The sequence below is a fragment of the Massilia eburnea genome, from assembly GCF_009720745.1.
GTDB classification, from domain to species: Bacteria; Pseudomonadota; Gammaproteobacteria; order Burkholderiales; family Burkholderiaceae_D; genus Rugamonas; species Rugamonas eburnea.
This window is the reverse complement of record NZ_WNKX01000013.1, coordinates 92,595-109,774: the sequence shown is the minus strand read 5'-3', so window position 1 is coordinate 109,774 and position 17,180 is coordinate 92,595. Positions and strand designations below refer to the sequence as shown.

The 17,180-nt window shown below is 62.8% G+C and carries 17 protein-coding genes; 5 read left to right on the top strand and 12 right to left on the bottom strand.

Features of this window, described 5'->3' with window-relative positions; all coding sequences use genetic code 11:
• Positions 1–59: 59 nt before the first annotated feature.
• The 5 genes from GM658_RS17430 to GM658_RS17410 all read right to left on the bottom strand — a co-directional run bounded on the left by GM658_RS17430 (position 60) and on the right by GM658_RS17410 (position 3,736).
• Positions 60–929 (bottom strand): sigma-70 family RNA polymerase sigma factor, encoded by an 870-nt coding sequence (locus tag GM658_RS17430; protein WP_155455324.1) that lies wholly within the window; start codon positions 927–929, stop codon positions 60–62.
• Positions 926–1,216: a putative quinol monooxygenase gene (locus tag GM658_RS17425; protein ID WP_155455323.1), complete on the bottom strand. Its 291-nt coding sequence runs from the start codon at positions 1,214–1,216 to the stop codon at positions 926–928. Before GM658_RS17425 ends, GM658_RS17430 begins: the two co-directional genes overlap by 4 nt.
• Positions 1,217–1,291: 75 nt before the next feature.
• Complete coding sequence (locus GM658_RS17420; RefSeq protein WP_155455322.1) at positions 1,292–1,567, bottom strand: DUF6587 family protein; 276 nt, start codon at positions 1,565–1,567, stop codon at positions 1,292–1,294.
• A 3-nt stretch (positions 1,568–1,570) separates the two neighbouring features.
• Positions 1,571–3,460, bottom strand: coding sequence for a ferrous iron transporter B (gene feoB, locus GM658_RS17415; protein WP_155455321.1), 1,890 nt, complete (start codon positions 3,458–3,460; stop codon positions 1,571–1,573).
• Between the two features lie 3 nt (positions 3,461–3,463).
• Positions 3,464–3,736 carry a FeoA family protein gene (locus tag GM658_RS17410; RefSeq protein ID WP_028102662.1) on the bottom strand — a complete coding sequence of 91 codons (273 nt, stop codon included), beginning with the start codon at positions 3,734–3,736 and terminating at the stop codon, positions 3,464–3,466.
• 167 nt (positions 3,737–3,903) lie between these two features.
• Between GM658_RS17410 and GM658_RS17405 the strand changes: the two genes are divergently transcribed.
• Entirely contained in the window at positions 3,904–4,113 is a 210-nt protein-coding gene (locus tag GM658_RS17405; protein WP_057261372.1) for a (2Fe-2S)-binding protein, read from the top strand.
• Positions 4,114–4,121: 8 nt separating this feature from the next.
• Positions 4,122–4,796: an energy transducer TonB gene (locus GM658_RS17400; protein WP_155455320.1), complete on the top strand. Its 675-nt coding sequence runs from the start codon at positions 4,122–4,124 to the stop codon at positions 4,794–4,796.
• A 130-nt stretch (positions 4,797–4,926) separates the two neighbouring features.
• On the opposite strand, the gene GM658_RS17395 is transcribed toward GM658_RS17400, so the two are convergent.
• Together GM658_RS17395 and GM658_RS17390 are read right to left on the bottom strand one after the other, a co-directional pair.
• Positions 4,927–5,607, bottom strand: coding sequence for a Fe2+-dependent dioxygenase (locus tag GM658_RS17395; protein WP_155455319.1), 681 nt, complete (start codon positions 5,605–5,607; stop codon positions 4,927–4,929).
• Positions 5,608–5,613: 6 nt separating this feature from the next.
• The gene (locus tag GM658_RS17390; RefSeq protein ID WP_155455318.1) at positions 5,614–7,914 is read right to left on the bottom strand and encodes a TonB-dependent receptor; all 2,301 of its coding nucleotides are present in this window, start codon (positions 7,912–7,914) and stop codon (positions 5,614–5,616) included.
• Between the two features lie 157 nt (positions 7,915–8,071).
• On the opposite strand from GM658_RS17390, the gene bfr reads away from it, so the two are divergent.
• From bfr to GM658_RS17375, 3 genes are read left to right on the top strand one after another with little or no spacing between them, the layout of a single operon-like run.
• A complete protein-coding gene (gene bfr, locus GM658_RS17385) occupies positions 8,072–8,548 on the top strand; it encodes a bacterioferritin (protein WP_155455317.1) in 477 nt (158 codons plus the stop codon).
• Complete coding sequence (locus tag GM658_RS17380; RefSeq protein ID WP_155455316.1) at positions 8,545–9,024, top strand: helix-turn-helix domain-containing protein; 480 nt, start codon at positions 8,545–8,547, stop codon at positions 9,022–9,024. Before bfr ends, GM658_RS17380 begins: the two co-directional genes overlap by 4 nt.
• Entirely contained in the window at positions 9,021–9,443 is a 423-nt protein-coding gene (locus GM658_RS17375; RefSeq protein ID WP_155455315.1) for a VOC family protein, read from the top strand. The genes GM658_RS17380 and GM658_RS17375 overlap by 4 nt, the downstream gene beginning before the upstream one ends.
• A gap of 111 nt (positions 9,444–9,554) precedes the next feature.
• Here the strand turns inward: GM658_RS17375 and GM658_RS17370 are convergent, their stop codons facing one another.
• From GM658_RS17370 to GM658_RS17350, 5 genes are read right to left on the bottom strand one after another with little or no spacing between them, the layout of a single operon-like run.
• Positions 9,555–10,484 (bottom strand): PfkB family carbohydrate kinase, encoded by a 930-nt coding sequence (locus GM658_RS17370; RefSeq protein WP_155455314.1) that lies wholly within the window; start codon positions 10,482–10,484, stop codon positions 9,555–9,557.
• Positions 10,485–10,514: 30 nt separating this feature from the next.
• Positions 10,515–11,867 carry an MFS transporter gene (locus GM658_RS17365; protein WP_155455313.1) on the bottom strand — a complete coding sequence of 451 codons (1,353 nt, stop codon included), beginning with the start codon at positions 11,865–11,867 and terminating at the stop codon, positions 10,515–10,517.
• On the bottom strand, positions 11,864–12,805 hold the full coding sequence (locus GM658_RS17360) for a PfkB family carbohydrate kinase (protein ID WP_155455312.1): 942 nt from the start codon (positions 12,803–12,805) through the stop codon (positions 11,864–11,866). The genes GM658_RS17365 and GM658_RS17360 overlap by 4 nt, the downstream gene beginning before the upstream one ends.
• A 15-nt stretch (positions 12,806–12,820) precedes the next feature.
• Complete coding sequence (locus GM658_RS17355; protein ID WP_155455376.1) at positions 12,821–14,725, bottom strand: alpha-amylase family glycosyl hydrolase; 1,905 nt, start codon at positions 14,723–14,725, stop codon at positions 12,821–12,823.
• A gap of 19 nt (positions 14,726–14,744) precedes the next feature.
• Positions 14,745–17,078, bottom strand: a complete 2,334-nt coding sequence (locus tag GM658_RS17350; RefSeq protein ID WP_155455311.1) for a TonB-dependent receptor — start codon at positions 17,076–17,078, stop codon at positions 14,745–14,747.
• Positions 17,079–17,180 lie beyond the last annotated feature (102 nt).

The following is a 17,180-nucleotide window of genomic DNA, read 5'->3' as shown; positions in this document are numbered from 1 at the left end:
CTCGATAAGTAGCATTGTAGGTACAGCTTTTAGGCCTTCACATGTCCTGCGTCAAGTTTTCAGGAGATCGGGGCCGGCATGCGTATCCAGTCCAGCGACGCCATCACATAGGGCGCGAACAGGAAGTCGCGGATGCCGGAAATCTTGTCTCCATGCCATGAGAGCAGGACGAAGTGCGCCGGCGCCAGCATGTCGCCGCCGCAGTCGAACACCAGCATTGCCAGTTGCCCCTCCACGGCGCCGAAAGCAAAGCGCCACTTGCTTACCTCGGCATAGCGGGTGAAATAGACACTGGTGGATTGACGCCCGTTCAGGCGCAGCTTGTTGACGAGCTCCAGCTGCACTTCCTCCGCAAGCAGGGCCCGGATCGCGTCGAATTCGCCAGACTGGAACAGCCGGACGTAGTTCGCGACGCGGTCCCGGTCCGCTTCCGGCAGCAGCGGCATGCGCGCGTCAGCGCCCTGCGCTGCCAGCTGGCGCAAGGCGACACGCCCGCGCTGCAGCGCCGATTTAGCCGCAGCCGCCGTGCAGCCTGCGATTTCCGCAATTTCCTCGACCGAATGGCCCAGGACATCCTTCAGGATCACGGCGCAGCGCTGCAGCTCCGGCAGCTGCATGAAGGTCTGGAAGCCGACTTCCAGGATGTCATCCTGCGGCATGGCCGCGCCTTCCATATCCTCCGTCAGCGGAATGACGTTGCGGCGGGCGCGCTGGCGCAGGAAGTCCAGGCTGGTGTTGTGGGCGATGCGCAGCAGCCAGCCGCCAAGGTTTTCCACGGCCATGCCTTCGGCGCGCGCATGCAGGGCCTTGACCAGCGCATCCTGCAGCACGTCCTCTCCATCCACGGCCGAACCGGTCATGCGGGCGCAATAGCGGTGCAGCCTGGGGCGGAGTTCCTGCAAGCGTGTTTCAAATTCCTCGTCATTCATACCAATTCGCCAAGTGTGGAGTCCAGGCTCGCCAGTTCGCTGATACGCGGGAAGTAGGCCTGCATGCGCGGATCGGCGCGCATGGCGTCGACCGCCGCCGGCGAATCCCATTCGGAATAGATGGTGACGCGGCTGCCATCCATGGCGGCTATCAGCCTGGTGCCGTGCCAGCCATCCAGCTTACTGACGACAGTGTCGACGTTTTGCTTCAGGAGCGCAATCAGCGCCGCCTGGTTGCTCGGATCGACTTTCAGGCTATTGAGGAGAATTACGGTTCCGGTAGTCATGGTGTGCCTCCTTTGATGTAGACACAGCTAAGACGAAGCGGCGACCCGAAACGGATCGCAGAGCCGAAAAAAAATTCAGCGCTGGACGTTGAGCATGATGACGCGGCGCGCCGGGCCGCCATCCGAGGGTGGTGCGGGCGGGGCTGGGGAGTCGCCGCAGCCGCCGCAGGAACCGCAGCCGCTGCCGCAGCTCGATTCGGTGTTGAAGAAGCGCGCCAGCTTATCCTGCGACAAGCCACGGCGCGACAGTGCGTAAACAACCTGCTGGCGCCACGCGGCAGGCAGGTATTTGCGCCCCGCGTGCAGCGCAGCCACTGCCACGATGATGCCGACGACAATTTCCTGCCACATGGTTCAGCCTCCCAGCGCCAGCGCGACGCGGTAAGTGATAAAAGTGGCGGTGTACGCCAGCACGAACATGTAGCCCGCCATCATCAGCGGATACTTCATCGAATTCGTTTCGCGGCGCACGACGGACAGCGTCGACAGGCACTGCGGCGCAAACACATACCAGGCCAGCAGCGCCAGCGCGGTCGCCATGCTCCAGCTGGAAGCGATCACCGGTTGCAGCGAGTTGGCCAGCTCTTCGCCGGTCTGCGATAACGCATAGACGGTGCCCAGCGCGCCGACCGCCACTTCACGTGCAGCCATGCCCGGCACCAGCGCAATGCAGATCTGCCAATTGAAGCCAATCGGCGAGAAAATGAATTCCAGCGCGCGGCCCAGCATGCCGGCGATGCTGTAGTAGATTGCCGGATGGGTCGCGCCTTCCGGTGCGCCCGGGAAGCTGGACAGTGCCCACAGCAGCACCATCAGGGTGAGGATGGTGGTGCCGACGCGAGTCAGGAAGATCTTGGCGCGCTCGTACAGCCCAATGGCCAGGTTGCGCATGTGCGGCCAGTGGTAGGCCGGCAGTTCCAGCATCAGCGGCTGGTTGCGCTTGGCGCGCATGGAGCGCTTCATCACCCAGGCCACGGCCATGGCGGAAATGATGCCGGCGAAGTAAAGGCAGAACAGCACCAGCCCTTGCAGGTTGAAGGCGCCCCACACTTCCTTGTTCGGGATGAATGCGGCAATCACCAGTGCGTACACCGGCAGGCGCGCCGAGCATGTCATCAGCGGCGCAATCATGATGGTCACGATGCGGTCACGCGGGTTCTGGATGGTACGCGCCGCCATGATGCCCGGGATGGCGCAGGCAAACGACGACAGCAGCGGAATGAAGGCTCGGCCCGACAAACCGACCCCGCCCATCAGGCGGTCCAGCAGGAACGCAGCGCGCGGCAGGTAGCCGCAATCTTCCAGCACCAGGATAAAGAAGAACAGGATCAGGATCTGCGGCAGGAAGACCAGCACCGCGCCCACGCCGCTGAACACACCGTCCACCAGCAGCGAGCGCAGCACGCCTTCCGGCATATGGTTCCCGACCAGCACACCCAGGTCGGCGACGCCGGCGGCGATCAGGTCCATCGGCGCCTTGGCCCAGCTGAACACGGCCTGGAATACGCAGAACATCAGCACTGCCAGGATGATCGGACCCATGAATGGGTGCAGCACGAAGTGGTCGATCTTTTCCGTGCGGTTGCCGCGGTCGTCGCTGTCTTTCACGGCGATGGACAGGATGCGGCGCACTTCGCGCTGGGTATCTTCAACGCTCACCGCATCGATGGCGGACAGCGGGTTGGCCTGGCTATGGTAGAAGGGCCACATCGCATCCAGCGTCTCGACCAGGGCTTTTTCGCCGCCGGCCTTCACTGCCACGGTTTCCACCACCGGCATGCCCAGTTCCTGCGACAGCCTGGCTGCATCGACCACGATGCCGCGCTTCTTCGCCACGTCCACCATGTTCAGGCACATCACCATCGGCAGGCCAAGGCGCTTGATTTCCAGGACCAGGCGCAGGTTCAGGCGCAGGTTGGTGGCATCGACCACGCACACCACCACGTCGGGCGAGCGTTCGCCTTCGCGCAGGCCGGCCACCACGTCGCGCGTGATCATTTCATCAGGAGTGTGGGCCGACAAGCTGTAGGCGCCCGGCAGGTCGAGCAGGCGGAAGCTGTTGCCGGCGGCGGAAGTGAACTGGCCTTCCTTGCGTTCGATGGTCACGCCGGCGTAGTTGGCCACTTTCTGGCGGGCGCCGGTCAGGCGGTTGAACAGCGCGGTCTTGCCGCAATTCGGGTTGCCCAGCAAAGCAACCATTGGCTGCTGCGCGACGGCTTGCGCGGCCTTTTCTACTGCACCCATGCTTTATTCCGGTTGGATCGAGATCAGCGCGGCTTCAAAGCGGCGCAGGGCAAACGTGGCGTTGCCTACTTTAATGGCGAGTGGTTCGCCGCCCGGCAGGCCACGCTTCAGCATGCGGATGCGCTCACCGGGCACAAAGCCCAGCTCCATCAGGCGGCGCGCCAGGTCGGCGCCGTCCTCGGTATCGTCGGGATTGCCCGGGGCAATATGGATCACCGTTCCGCTCTGCCCCACCGGCAGGGAATCAAGCTTGATCAGGGTAGGAGCAAGGGTCATGGTGATCTTTCCGAAGCGAAATACAACCTCATCATTATAAATGAGAATTTAAATGAGAATTGTTCTTAATGCGCTTGCATTGTAGCCCGGTTCGGGTAGAATGGGAACCGTAATGATAATGATTCTCAGTAACAGAATCGCAATCTTAGCCAGAAGGTATCTTCGAAATGATCGTTTGTGTCTGCAACAACATCTCTGATCGAGAAATCCGTCAAGCCATAGATATGGGTATCAGTTCCATGGACGAGTTGCGCGAAGCACTCGGCGTGGCCACCTGCTGCGGTAACTGCCTCAGCTATGCGGTGGAAGTGCTGGATGAACATCTGGGCAGCGGAATTCAGGAAACTGTACTGAAGCGCCCGTCACTGACAGTGTAAGGAGCGCTATGCAGACGATGACTTTCCCGGCCGGGGGTTTTGGTTCCGGCGCTGGCAGCGATAAGCTGACCAAGATCGCGGTTGTCGTCGCATTGCATGCAGTCCTGGGTTATGCCATCGTCAACGGGACGATGCACCGTCTGGTGGAAAGCATTCCCGAAGTTGTTAACGTCACGTTTGTGGCGCCGCCGCCACCTCCAACGCCTGTTTCCCAGCCCAAGACTGTTGAAGTTGCGCAGAAAGCGCCTTCGATTGCGCCGCCGCGACTGCCTGTGCTGCCGGTGGTGGTTGAGAATACGATTACTCCCCCTCCTGCACCGGTACGTGTGAGCGAACCTGCTCCGGCACCGGTTGCGGTTGCTCCGGTTGCTTCGGCGCCAGCGGCGCCTGCGGCGCCGGCTGGGCCGCGCGTGATTTCGGCTGTTGAATATATCCGGGCGCCGCAACCGGTGTATCCGTCTTCATCGCGCCGCATGGGCGAGCAGGGCGTTGTGACCTTGCGTGTACTGGTGAATGAGAAGGGCTATGCGGAGCAGGCTTCCATTCAGAAGTCTTCGGGCTCCAGCAACCTGGATGAGGCGGGACGCGCGGCGGTGATGCGGGCGCTGTTCAAGCCTTATGTTGAGGATGGCAAGGCACAGCCGGTGTATGTAGTTGTGCCGATTAATTTTCAGATGTCCTGAAACCCGGTAAACCTGGGTCAGACCCAAGGGTCAGACCCCGAATGTTCGAGCGCCGCTGGCTTCGATTGAAACCAGCGGCGTTTGCGCATACAGGGTCCGACCCTTGGGTCGTACCCAGGTTTACCGGGTTTTAGAGGTCAGCCCACATGCGCAAGAGGTTGTGATAATGACCGGCGAGTCCGACGGTCGCCTCATCGTCGCCATGCGCCGCCCGCAGCTTCTGGATATTCTGATCCAGTTCAAACAGCATCGAGCGCTTCCAGTCGTCACGCACCATCGACTGCGTCCACAGGAACGACGCCACGCGCTCGCCCGAAGTCACAGGATTCACGCGATGCACGCTGCTGGCCGGGTAGACAATCGCATCCCCCGCCGGCAGCTTGACCTCGTGCGCGCCATAGCTGTCCATCACGGTCAGCTCACCGCCTTCGTATTCGTCAGGATCGGACAGGAACACCGTGGTGGAAACATCCGACCGCATCACATCCGGCGACCCCGTCATATGCCGGATCGCCCCATCGATATGCAGGCCATAGGTTTCCCCGCCCGCATAGCTATTGAAGTAGGGCGGCAGAATCTTCAGCGGCAAAACCGCCGAATAAAACAGCGGATTCTTGGCCAGTGACTTGATGATGATATCCCCGAGCTCCAGCGCCAACGGCGATCCTTCCGCGATCTGCCGGTTGCGCTTGACCTGCGCACCCTGCGACCCCACGCTGGCGCGGCCGTCGATCCACTCGGCGGCCGCCAGGCGCTGGCGGAAGGATTTGACTTGCTCCGGCGTCAGCACGCCGGGGATATGCAGCATCATGATCGATCAGTAGTGGAAGTTCGCAGTCAGGATTGCGGTACGGCCAGCAGCCACCTGGGCGTAATGGTTCGAGACCGATTTGTCGAAGTAGAACTTGTCGGTCAGGTTCTGCACATTCAGCTGCAGGCTGATGTTCTTGTTCACTTCGTAGCTCGCCATTGCGTCCAGTCGGGTGTAAGCCGGAACGTACTTGGTGTTGTTGATATTAGCCCAGATCTTGGCCGAGTAGTTCACGCCGCCGCCGATGGTCAGGCCTGGCAGCACTGTGTAGGAAGTCCACAGCGAAGCGCTGGTCTTCGGCACGCCTGGGAAGGTGTTCCCGTCGTATGGCGATTTCACCCATACCGGTGCGGCCGTGGTGCCGACGTTGGTGTAGCCGTTGTCGCCCACTTCCGCATCCAGCCAAGTGGCGCCGCCAAACACTTGCCAGTTATTGGCCAGCGAACCGCTCACGCCGAATTCAACGCCGCGCACAGTTTTCTTGCCGGCATTGAAGGAACTGCCGTCCGCAGCGCTGACGCGGGCGTTGTTCATCTTGCTTTCGAAGATGGCGCCGCTCAGGGACAAGCGGCGCGCCAGGACTTCCCACTTGGTGCCCAGTTCGAAGTTCTTGCTGTCTTGCGGTTTCAGGTCCTTCACGGCCACGGTCAGGCCATCGACGCCTTCGCCTCCATCGTTGCCCGGTGGAGTGGACGAGGTGCCGTAGGAGACGTAGATGCTGCTGTTGGCAGCCGGCTTGTACACCAGGCCCGCCTGGTAGTTGGTGAAGGTGGACTTCACTTCCGCATTCACGGCAGCCGTCGCTGGCGTTGCGGCCGGGTTGGCAGCGGTGGACAGCGCGGAACGGAACTGGTCCCAGCGCAGGCCCACGTTCAGCAGCCACTGAGGATTGAACTCGATGGTGTCGAAGGCGTACGCGGAGCGGCTGTTGGTGTGGACATTGGTCGCAGCCGGCGACACGCTGCGCACCTGCCCCGCGCTCCAAGGGTCGTTCGGGTTCGGGTTGAGCAGGGTGGTGCAGTTGTACAGGGTCGCTGCGCCGGCGGTCGGGCAGGTGCTGGTCTTGGTCAGCGGGTTGTTGGTGCCCGGGCTGAACAGATAGGTGCTGCGGTCGGTGATCTCGCGGCTGATTTCCAGGCCGGTGGTGAAGCTGTGCTTGATGCCGGCGGCAATGAATTCGCCGGTCAGGCTGGAAGCGTTGGCCAGCGCGTCGGTTTCGGCCACGCGGCTATTGGCGCGGCGCCACAGGGTACCGTATAGCACCACGTTGCCTTTGGAGTCGTCAGGCTGGGTGTAGACGTAATCGTTCTCGGTCTTGCCGTAGCGGGTCACGTTGCGGAAGGCCAGGCCGTTGCGGAAATCATGCTTGACGTCGATGGTGCCGATATCGGACTTGGTGTCGCGGAAGTCGCGGTCGACCAGGCCGTAGTAGGTGTCGCGCGGCACGTCCATCGGGGTGCCGTTGCCGTTCTTGGCGAGGTTGGCAGCGCTGGCGTTGGTGGCGAACGGGTTATTGAACGGAATGCCGCTGTCAGGCAATTCGCTCGACTGCATGTGGTAGTAGGACAGGTTGACCTTGGTGGGACCGGTCAGGCCGAAGGCCACGGTCGGCGCGATGCCCCAGCGGTCGCCGTGAATCTGGTCGCGGCCAGCGACGTGGTTCTCGTGGCCCATCACGTTCAGGCGCACCGCTGCGTCCTCGCCGATCATGCGGTTGATATCGACAGTTGCGCGGCGGTATTGTGCGTTCCCGACGCCGACCGAGGCGTTGCTGAAGTTTTCTGCTTTGGCAGTCTTGGACACCAGGTTCACGCCGCCGCCGGCGGAGGAACGGCCGCCGTAGGCCGAGTTCGGGCCCTTGACCACTTCAATCTGCTCCAGGTCGAAGATTTCACGGCTTTGCGAGCCGGTGTCGCGGATGCCGTCGATATAGGTGTCGCTCTGCGCGTTGTAGCCGCGGATCAGCAGGTTGTCGCCCACTGGCTGGCCGCCTTCGGCCGCGCCCACGGTAATGCCCGGTACGGTGCGCAGGGCGTCGGTCAGCGAGGTGGCGCCGGTCTGGGCAATCACTTCGGTTGGAATAACGGTGACGGCTTTCGGAGTGTCCAGCAGAGGCGCGGTGAATTTGTCATTTGCGGACTTCTTGACCTGGAAATCGCTGCCATTCTGGCCGGTGACCACCACTTCCTGCATTTTTTGCTCTGGCGCGTCGGCATTATTATCGGCGTGCGCCACTGGCATGGCCAGGGTAGCGGCGATGGCGGCGAGGGTGGCTGGCGAGTGCTTGCGGCTCTTAATATAAGACATGGACAACTCTGAAAATGTGGGCATAAAACGCAAATGATAATTGTTTTCATTTAGATTAGCAATGTCGTTAGCAATCCTATGTCCACCCGACAGCTAGGTGGCCGCCCTGCTTCGTGGCAAAATGCCATTATTCCCAACCCGATAAGAAGGAAACCCCATGAAGGGCGACAAAGACGTTATCCGTCTGCTGAATGCACAGCTGACCAACGAACTGACGGCGATTAACCAGTACTTCCTGCATGCGCGCATGTATCGCCACTGGGGCTTCGACAAGCTGGGCAAGAAGGAGTACGACGAGTCGATCGGCGAAATGAAGCATGCCGACCGCCTGATCGACCGTATCCTGATGCTGGACGGCCTGCCTAACCTGCAAGCCCTGCACAAGCTGTTGATCGGCGAAAACACCGAAGAAATGCTGGCGGCCGACCTGAAACTGGAAAAAGGCGCGCATGTGACCATCAAGGAAGGCATTGCGCATTCCGAGAAAGTCGGCGACTACGTGTCGCGCGACCTGCTGCTGGATATCCTGAAGGATACCGAGGAGCATATCGAATGGCTCGAAACCCAGATCGATATCATCGGCAAGATCGGCATCCAGAACTACCTGCAGTCGCAGATGTCGGAAGCCGAATGATCCTGGACCCGGTCCTGCTGCGCCGCCTGCTGCGCGCCAAAGACCGGATGGACGCCGCCTCGCAAGAGGAATGGCCGGTAAGCCGCCTGGCGGAAGTGAGCTGCGTCTCTGCAACTCACTTCGCCCGCTCCTTCAAGGAGGCTTTCGGCCTGCCGCCCCACCGCTACCTGCTCACGCGCCGCATTGAAAAGGCGGTGACGCTGCTGCGCGAAACCGACCTGCCCATCACCGATATTGCCTTCAGCACGGGCTGGAAAAGCCTGGGCACGTTCGGACGCACCTTCCGCGATATCACGGGCAAGAATCCAGGCGATATCCGCGAGCAGGAGCGCGCCGCAGCGGCCGAGCCGGGTCCGGTGCCAGCCTGCGTCCTGAGCGCGGCACAGCGCCCCAACCTCACAATGGCAGTTTCGGAGAAGCGGCGCCAGGAAGCCCTCCCTACAATGGAGTCTCACTTAAAGGAGACCACCCCATGACTCAAGGTATTCAAACCGTAGGCCTGTACGTTCGCGACCAGGATGAAGCGCTGGCTTTCTATGTCGACAAACTGGGCTTCAAGGTACACACCGATGTCCGCAATGGCGACTATCGCTGGCTGACCGTGCAGCATCCGGAGCAGCCATCGTTCCAGCTTGGCCTGTACGTGCCGGGCGCTCCAGTGCACGATGCCGCGACCGCCCAGGCGCTGAATGCATTGGTCGCCAAGGGCGCCATGCCGCCGATGGTGCTGGAAGTGGACGATTGTTTTGCCGCTTACGACAAGATGAACCAGAAAGGCGTGGAATTCACGCAGGAGCCGGTGGAGCGTTACGGGACGGTGGATGCGGGTTTCCGCGACCCGTCGGGCAACGGCTGGAAGATGATCCAGACGCGCCGGAAGGTCGCGGCGGCCTAGTCGTTAGCAGCGGCGCAGGCGGGTCTGCCCCTATGCTGGTGTCGGCAAAAACCGGCAAACCGGTGTCTGACCCACAGGGTCAGACACCGCCCTGATCCACCGCCAGCGGGTTTAGGTGAGGCCCCAGTCCTTGCGCCAGGTGTCGTAGAACGCCAGGTCCGACGGCACTGCGCCTGGAATACCGCAGATCGCGCCGGCGAAGGCATTCGCTCGCGACAGTATCACCGGCATATCCCAGCCGCGCGCCCGTCCCACCAGGAAAACGGCAGCAAACGCATCCCCCGCCCCCACCGAATCGACAAACTGCGCCGGCTTCGCCACCTGGTGCTCGACCACCCGCGCTCCATCGGCGCCGAAATACATGGCGCCACGCTCGCCCAGCGTCACCAGCAAGCCCTTGATGGAAAAATTGTGCATCATGGCGCGCGCCTCCGTCTCGACGGCGGCGCAATCCATGTCCACGGTATCGGGACAGGTATGGCAATACCAGGAGAACAGCGCCTGCAGTTCGTCCTCGTTGACTTTGACGATATCGGCCCGCTGCAGTGAATCGAACACCACCGATTCGTCCACGCCGTTGCGCAAATTCAGGTCGAGGAAATGTTCAGCGTCGCCGGCGCCATCCAGCACCGCCTTGAGCGCTTCGCGCGAATCGGGCTCGCGCTGGGCCAACGTGCCGAAATACACCGTGTTAGGAGAAAAAGCACGCATCACGTCGACGGCCGCCGCGGCTTCGATATGGTCATACGCCTGCCCGGACAGGATGTGGAAGCGGTGCCCGCCTTCGCCATCGCGTTCCACCACCACGCGGCCGGTCGGTTCCGCCCCATGCTGCAAGCCCTCGCTGCTCATGCCGAAACGGGAGAATTCCTCGCGCAGCAAGTTACCGTGAGCATCATTGCCGACACGCGTCACCATCAGGGTGGGATGGCCCAGGGCCGCCAGGTTGCGTGCCACGTTAAAGGGGGCGCCGCCAACAACTTGCCGGTCGCCAAAATCATCCAGCAGCGCCTCGCCAAAGACCAGAACTCTTGCTGACATCGCTGCCCTCCCCACGTTAAACGGCTCGGGCTATTTTAGCAAAACGGCCTCCTGGCGCGAGGAAGTATCCGCCAACGGGCGCGCCGCCCGCAACTTGACGAACAGCACCGCCACTGCGGCACACAGTAGCAAGCCGCCTGCCAGCCGCACCACATTGCCAGGATCGCCGTGCAGCAAGCTGCGGTAAAACAGTGGCAAGGTGAAAATCTGGATGATCATCGGAATCACGATGAACATATTGAAGATGCCCATGTACACGCCGGTACGCTCCGGCGGTATGCTGCCCGCCAGCATCACATACGGATTGCCCATGATGCTGGCCCAGGCCAAGCCAATGCCGAGCATGGGCCACAGCAGTTGAACGGGTTCGCGGATCAGCGGGATGCTCAGCATGCCGATGCCGGCCGCCGCCAGGCAGATGCTGTGCGTGATCCTTGGTCCAAAGCGGCGCGTGAACGGCACCAGCGCAAACGCGGCGATGAAAGCGACGAAGTTGTAGAAGGCGCCCACCTGGCCATTCAGCAAGCCCGCCTCGCGAAATCCGGCCGAGGCGGGATCGGAGGTCTTGTAGATGGAGGAGGCCAGCGCCAGCATGATGTACTGCCAGTAGCAGAACATGGCGTACCACTGGAATAGCTTGACCACGGCAAGCTGCTTCATGGTGGGCGGCATGTCGCGCAGCGCTTGCGCGATTTCGCCCAGCGTGTCGCGCCAGCCGGTGGGTTTGGCCCGCAGTTCCGCTTCTTCCTGCGGCGAGAGCGGCAGCTCAGGGGTCGTCCAGCAACTCCACAGCACGGAAGCCAGCGAGAACACTGCTCCCAGCAGGAAGGCGCCGATCACGGTGTAGGGAATATGGTGGCTGTTGACCGCGTCGCGGCTGGTGCCAAGGTAGACCAGGATGGAAGGCGTGAGGTAGGCCAGCGTCTGTCCCAGCCCGGTAAAGGCGCTCTGGGTCAGGAAGCCCAGGGAGTGCTGGCGCACTGCGAGGCGGTCGCTGACGAAAGCGCGGTAGGGTTCCATCGTCACGTTGTTGGCCGCGTCGAGAAGCCACAGCAGGCCGGCAGCCATCCACAGCACGGGGCTGAACGGCATGGCGAGCAGGCCAAGGCTGCACAGCAGCGCGCCGACCAGGAAGTATGGCGTGCGGCGTCCCCAGCGCGAGACGGTGCGGTCGCTCAGCGCGCCGATGATGGGCTGCACCAGCAGGCCGGTGACAGGGCCGGCCAGCCAAAGATATGGCAAGCTCGCTTCATCGGCGCCCAGGTATTTGTAGATCGGGCTCATGCTGCTTTGCTGCAGCCCAAAACTGAACTGGATGCCGAAGAAGCCGATGTTCATGTTGACGATCTGCCGGAACGACAGATGCGGTTTGTGCTGCATCATCGCGGGGCTCCTTCCGCTGCCGCCTGCCAGCGCTGGGTCCATGGTTCGTAAAAGGCCATGTCTTGCGGCACGGCGCCCGACAAGCTGCACACGGCGCCGGCAAAGGCGTTGGCACGCGCCATGGTGAGGGCCAAGTCCCAGCCTTGCACATAGCCGTGCAGGAAAACGGCGGAGAAGGCATCGCCGGCGCCTACCGTATCGACCAGTTTGTACGGTTCCTCATTGCCATGCTCGCGGATCACGCGGCCATCAGCGCCAATATACATCGCGCCGCGCGGACCGAGGGTAACGACCATGGCCTGCAGGTCGAATTTCTCGATCAGCAGGGAGCAGGCAGCCGGCAGGCCGGGATCGTGCGCGCGCACCAATTGCGGCCCGGACGGCGCGTACCATGCCAGCAGCGCGGCCAGTTCTTCTTCGTTGACCTTCAGGATATCGGCGTGGCGCAGCGATTCGTACACGCTGCGTTCCGTGTATTGGCCCTCGCGCAGGTTGAGGTCGAGGTAGCGGGTGGCCTGGCTGGCCTCCAGCAGTTCGACCAGGGCGCTGCGGGAAGTCAGGTGGCGCTGGGCCAGGGTGCCAAAGTACAGCACTTGCGGCCTGGCTTGTTCCAGCACCATGCGGGCGGGTGCAGCCTCGATATGGTCGTAGGCCTGGCCTGGCAGGATGTGGAATGCGTGGCCGTGCTGGCTGCGCTCGACCACTACGCGGCCGGTCGGCCATGCGTCGTCGGTTTGCAAGCCCCATTGCGCCATGCCATAGCGCTGGAATTCTGCGCGCACCGCCTCACCATTGGCGTCCTGGCCGATGCGCGTGATCATCAGCGCCGGCGTGCCGAGAGCGGCCAGGTTGCGGGCTGCATTGAAGGGCGCGCCGCCAACTACCTGCTCGCTGCCGAAATCATCGACGAGGGCTTCGCCGAACATTGCCACACTCATGGCTGTCTCCAATCGTTATTTGTCGCGCTGCAGCCAAAGCATGGCCCACGGCGCTATTGTCATTTCGCCTTCGTGGCTTTGCTCTGGCTCGAGGCAGTCCTGCCAGCGACCTGCCAGCGTGAACTGCTGCGGCTCGCCGGAGAAGTTGTAGAGGGCCAGGAAGGCCGGGCCGCGCTGCAGCGCCAGCACTGCGTTCGGGGCGGGCAGCAGCGAGCGTGGCTCTCCCGCCGCCAATGCCGGCAAGTGCCGGCGTGCCGCGACCAGGGTGCGCAAGGCAGCGTAGACGCGTCCTGCCTGTGTCCCGTTGTCGTGGCGCTCGGCGCAGCGCTGCTCGTCCAGCATTGGGCGCTGCAGCCAGCGGCTGTCCATTGCGCGGTCTGCACGCTCGCGGAAGCTGTAATCGTTCGTCTGTCCCAGTTCATCGCCCATGTACAGCACGGGCAGCGCGCCAAAACTCAGTGCGAGGCCGTGCAGCAGCAACAAGCGGCGCAAGGCCATCCCTTCCGCATCCGAGATCGGTACAGAGGAGCCGGAGGACACGCTGCTTGCACCTTCCAGGCCGGCCAGGCTCGCGGCCATGCCGTTGCTGCCGTGCGCGGCGTGCGGGTCGCTGCTCTGGAACGCTTCGCCGCGTGCATAGCTGCCATCCGCGCCAGCGAAGAAACGCGAGATCGCAGCCAGGCGTGCCTGCGGGTCGCGTGCGCGGCCGGCTGCGCCTTCTGCCGCTTCCGCCGCCTCCGCGCGCAGGACGTTCCAGCCGATGTCGTCATGGCAGCGCACATAACTGAGCCAGCTGGCGTTCGGCGGCAATGCCGGCGTGCCTTCGACCACGCTGCGCACAAGTCCCGCGTCCTGCTCCGCAAGCGAGCCCCAGGCTGCCGCCATCAGGCTGCTGTGATAGGCGATATGGCATTCCGGCTGCTTGGGCTGGCCGAAGTATGCCGGCAGCTCACGCATCGGTACGATTGCCTCCGCCTTCAGCAACACGCCCGGCGCTGCGATGGATGTCAGCGCCCGCAGCGCCTGCAGGATCAGGTGCGCTTCCGGCTGGTTCATGCAATTGGTACCTTCGCGCTTCCACAAGAAGGCTGTGGAATCGAGGCGGAATACTTCAATCCCCCGGTTCGCCAGCCGCAGCAAAGTGCCCGCCATGGCTGAAAAAACTTCGGGATTGGACCAGTTCAAGTCCCACTGGTAGGGATAAAACGTGGTCCACGCCCAGGCATCCATCGCCGGAACATAGGTGAAGTTGCCGGGCGCGGCCTGCGGGAACACTTGGCCCAGCGTGCGCTCATAGGCGTCGGGCTGCGCACGGTCAGGAAACAGGTGGAAGAAGCTGCGCAAGCGCTCGTCGCCCTCGCACGCGCCGCGCGCCCACGCATGGTCGTCCGCCACATGGTTCAGGATGAAATCCGCGCACAGGCTGATGCCCGCTTCACGCAAGCTGGCAGTCAGCGCCTCCAGGTCGGCGTTGCTGCCGAAGCGCGGTTCGACTTGCTCGAAGCTGGCGACCGCAAAGCCGCCATCATTCTCCCCTTCCCGCATCTTCAGGAAAGGCAGCAGGTGCAGGTAGCGCACACCCAGTTCCTGCAGGTGAGGAATGCGTCTCGCGACGCCGCGCAAGTCGCCGCCGAACCGGTCCACATAGCTGCAATAGCCGAGCATCTGCTGCCCGAGGAACCAGTCCGGCTGCGCGGCGCGCGCCGTATCGAGCGCCGCCAGCGCCGGGCTGCGTGCGCCGTGCAATTCGCCCACTGCCGCAAGCAAGCTGCCGTACCACTGCTCGAACCCTGGCGTTGCGCCGTACAGGCTATGCAGGCAGCTGCGCAGGGCAGGTCCGTGCACCGCGTAGCGGCGCCCCGCCTCCGCGTGCCGCCCCTCCGGCACGGCGTTGAGCAAATGGTGGATGGAAGAAGACATCGGCATTGCAGTTTCCAAATCAGAAGGAGTAGTTCAGGCCCATCTTCACAGCGCGGCCGCCGATCGAACGCGCGGCATGGCCGTCGCCTTCGACTTCGGTGTAGCCGATCTTGTTGAACAGGTTATTGACGCTTAACGACAGGCTCAGTTGCGAATTGAACTGGTAGCGCGCGAACAGGTTCACGGTGCGGAAGGCCGGCATGTCGATGGTGTTGGCATCGTCGGCCCAGGAACGGCCGGTGCCCACCAGGCTGCCGCCCACGGTCAGCGGACCGGCGTTGTAGCTCGGCGCGATCTGGTAGGTGATGCGTGCCTGGCGGCGCGGCGTGTGGCCGATGTTCGATTCCTGGCCCGGCGCGGTGCCGACGATTTCGGCGTCGGTCCAGGTCAGCCCGCCGTTGATGCGGAAGTCGCCCAGGCTCCATGCCGCTTCCAGCTCGGCGCCCTTGGCGTCGTAGCGGTTGGCGGTGCTGATCTGCGTCGTCGCCTCGAAGTTCGATTCGTTGGTCTTGGCGCGGAACAGCGTCAGGAAGGCGCTGGTGCTGCCGGAACGCCATTTCACGCCGCCTTCAACCTGGCGCACGGTGTTGATGCTGATCGGTGCGCTGCCATCGAGCGGCGTACCGAACAGGATACGGTCCGCATTGAAGGCCACGCCATCGCTGGCGCGGGCAAACAGCGCCAGGTCGCGGCTGAACTGGTAGTTGCCACCCACCGAGTACGAGGTGTGGTGGATCTTGTAGTCGACCAGCTGCTCGCTGGCAGGCTCGTAAACCAGGCCATTGGTGGCGATATTGGCCGTGCCGTTGGCACGCTGACGGTCCTGGCGCACGCTGGCGTCAACGTTCAGCGGACCCTTTTCCCAGCCGACGTTCAGGTAAGGCGAGAGCAGCTTGTATTCCATGTCCACCGCACGCATGCAGCAGCCGCCCCAGGCCGGGCCAACATAGCCCGGCGTCGTGGATGCGGTCTGCAGCAGGGCGGGCTTGTCGCCGGTCAGCTGCATCAGGTATTCGTTGAAGTTCCAGGTCAGGCCCAGTTTCTGCAGCGAGGTGTACAGGCCGCCGGTTGTGGTCAGCTTGCCGCCGTTGATGGCGAAGCTCTTGGCCAGCTTGAGGTCATTCAGCGTGTTGTCCGCATTGTCGATCGACGTGTTGAACACCACGGCGGAGAAAGCCGCGCCATTGTAGGCCTGGCCTTTGTTCGGGCCGGTGGCGATCACGTAATTCCCGGCTACGCCGTTATTGGCGGGGAAAACGCCGAGGAAGCGGCCGCTGTTGTTGGCCTTGCGGAAGTTGTCGCTCAGTGTGATACCGTTGCCCAGATCGAAGGATGCGGCAATGCCGAAGCTGTCGCTCTTCACGCGCAGGCCGTCGTTGACGTTGCTGGAAGCCTTGCCGTTTTCCTTGGTCAGCGAAATATCGCGCGTCCAGTAAGGCGAGTAGAAGGTCGTGTCGCGCGGGTCGATGCCCGGGATTTCGCTGATATGGCCGTTGGTCACGCGCACCGGTACCGGCAGCGCGGTCGGCGCCTTGTCGTCCAGGTGCTTGAAGGAGAGCCTGATCCAGCCGTTCGACAATTCCTGTGTGATGTTGCCGCGGATCTGCCCGCCTTCCTCGGTATTCATGCCGGTCTTGCGCTGGCCTTCACCGGTGCGGTAATGGCCGCCGATGAAGAAGCGCGTCTTCTCGGCCAGGCGGCCGCCGTAGTCGAAGTCGTAGCGGGTTTCATCGTAGCCGAGGCCGCGCTGGATGCCGATATTGCCGCCCTGCTGCTCGCCGGTCTTGCTGATGAAGTTGATGATGCCGCCAGGCGAATTGGTCGCCAGGGTGGACGCCGAACCGCCGCGCACCACTTCCAGGTGATCGAGCGTGCCGTCGATCTTGACGTAGCTGTCCGGCGTGATGAAGTTGAAATCGCCGGACTGCAGCACCGGCAAGCCGTCTTCCTGCATCTGCACATAGCGCGCACCGCCGGCGGAAATCGGCACGCCGCGCACGGTGATATTGGCGTTGCCCTCGCCACCGGAGGACTCGGCGCGCACGCCGGGGATGGAGCGCAGCACTTCGGCAGCGCTGGTCGGCGCAGCCAGGGAAATGGCTTCCGACTCCATGGTGCTGACCGAGACGCTGGAACGCATCTTCGAACTGCGGCTGGCGGTGCCGGTGACGACCACGCGCTCCAGTTTCAAACCGTCGGCCGGGGCTGGGGCGGCGGCAGGCGCCTGGGCTTCCGGCGCCTGGCTGTCGGCTGGCGCGGTGGCCTGGATGGCTTCCTGGGCGAATGCAGGGTGGGCGAATGCAGCAGCGATGGCAGCAGCCATGCAGCCGCGCTGGGCTGTACGTAAAACCATTGTCTCCTCCGTTGATCGGGCTTATTCATCGGCCGGTCGGCCGCGTCTGTTTATCTGCAGATGCCTCATTATTCATCAGCTTTTTGCAAATTGCAATCGATT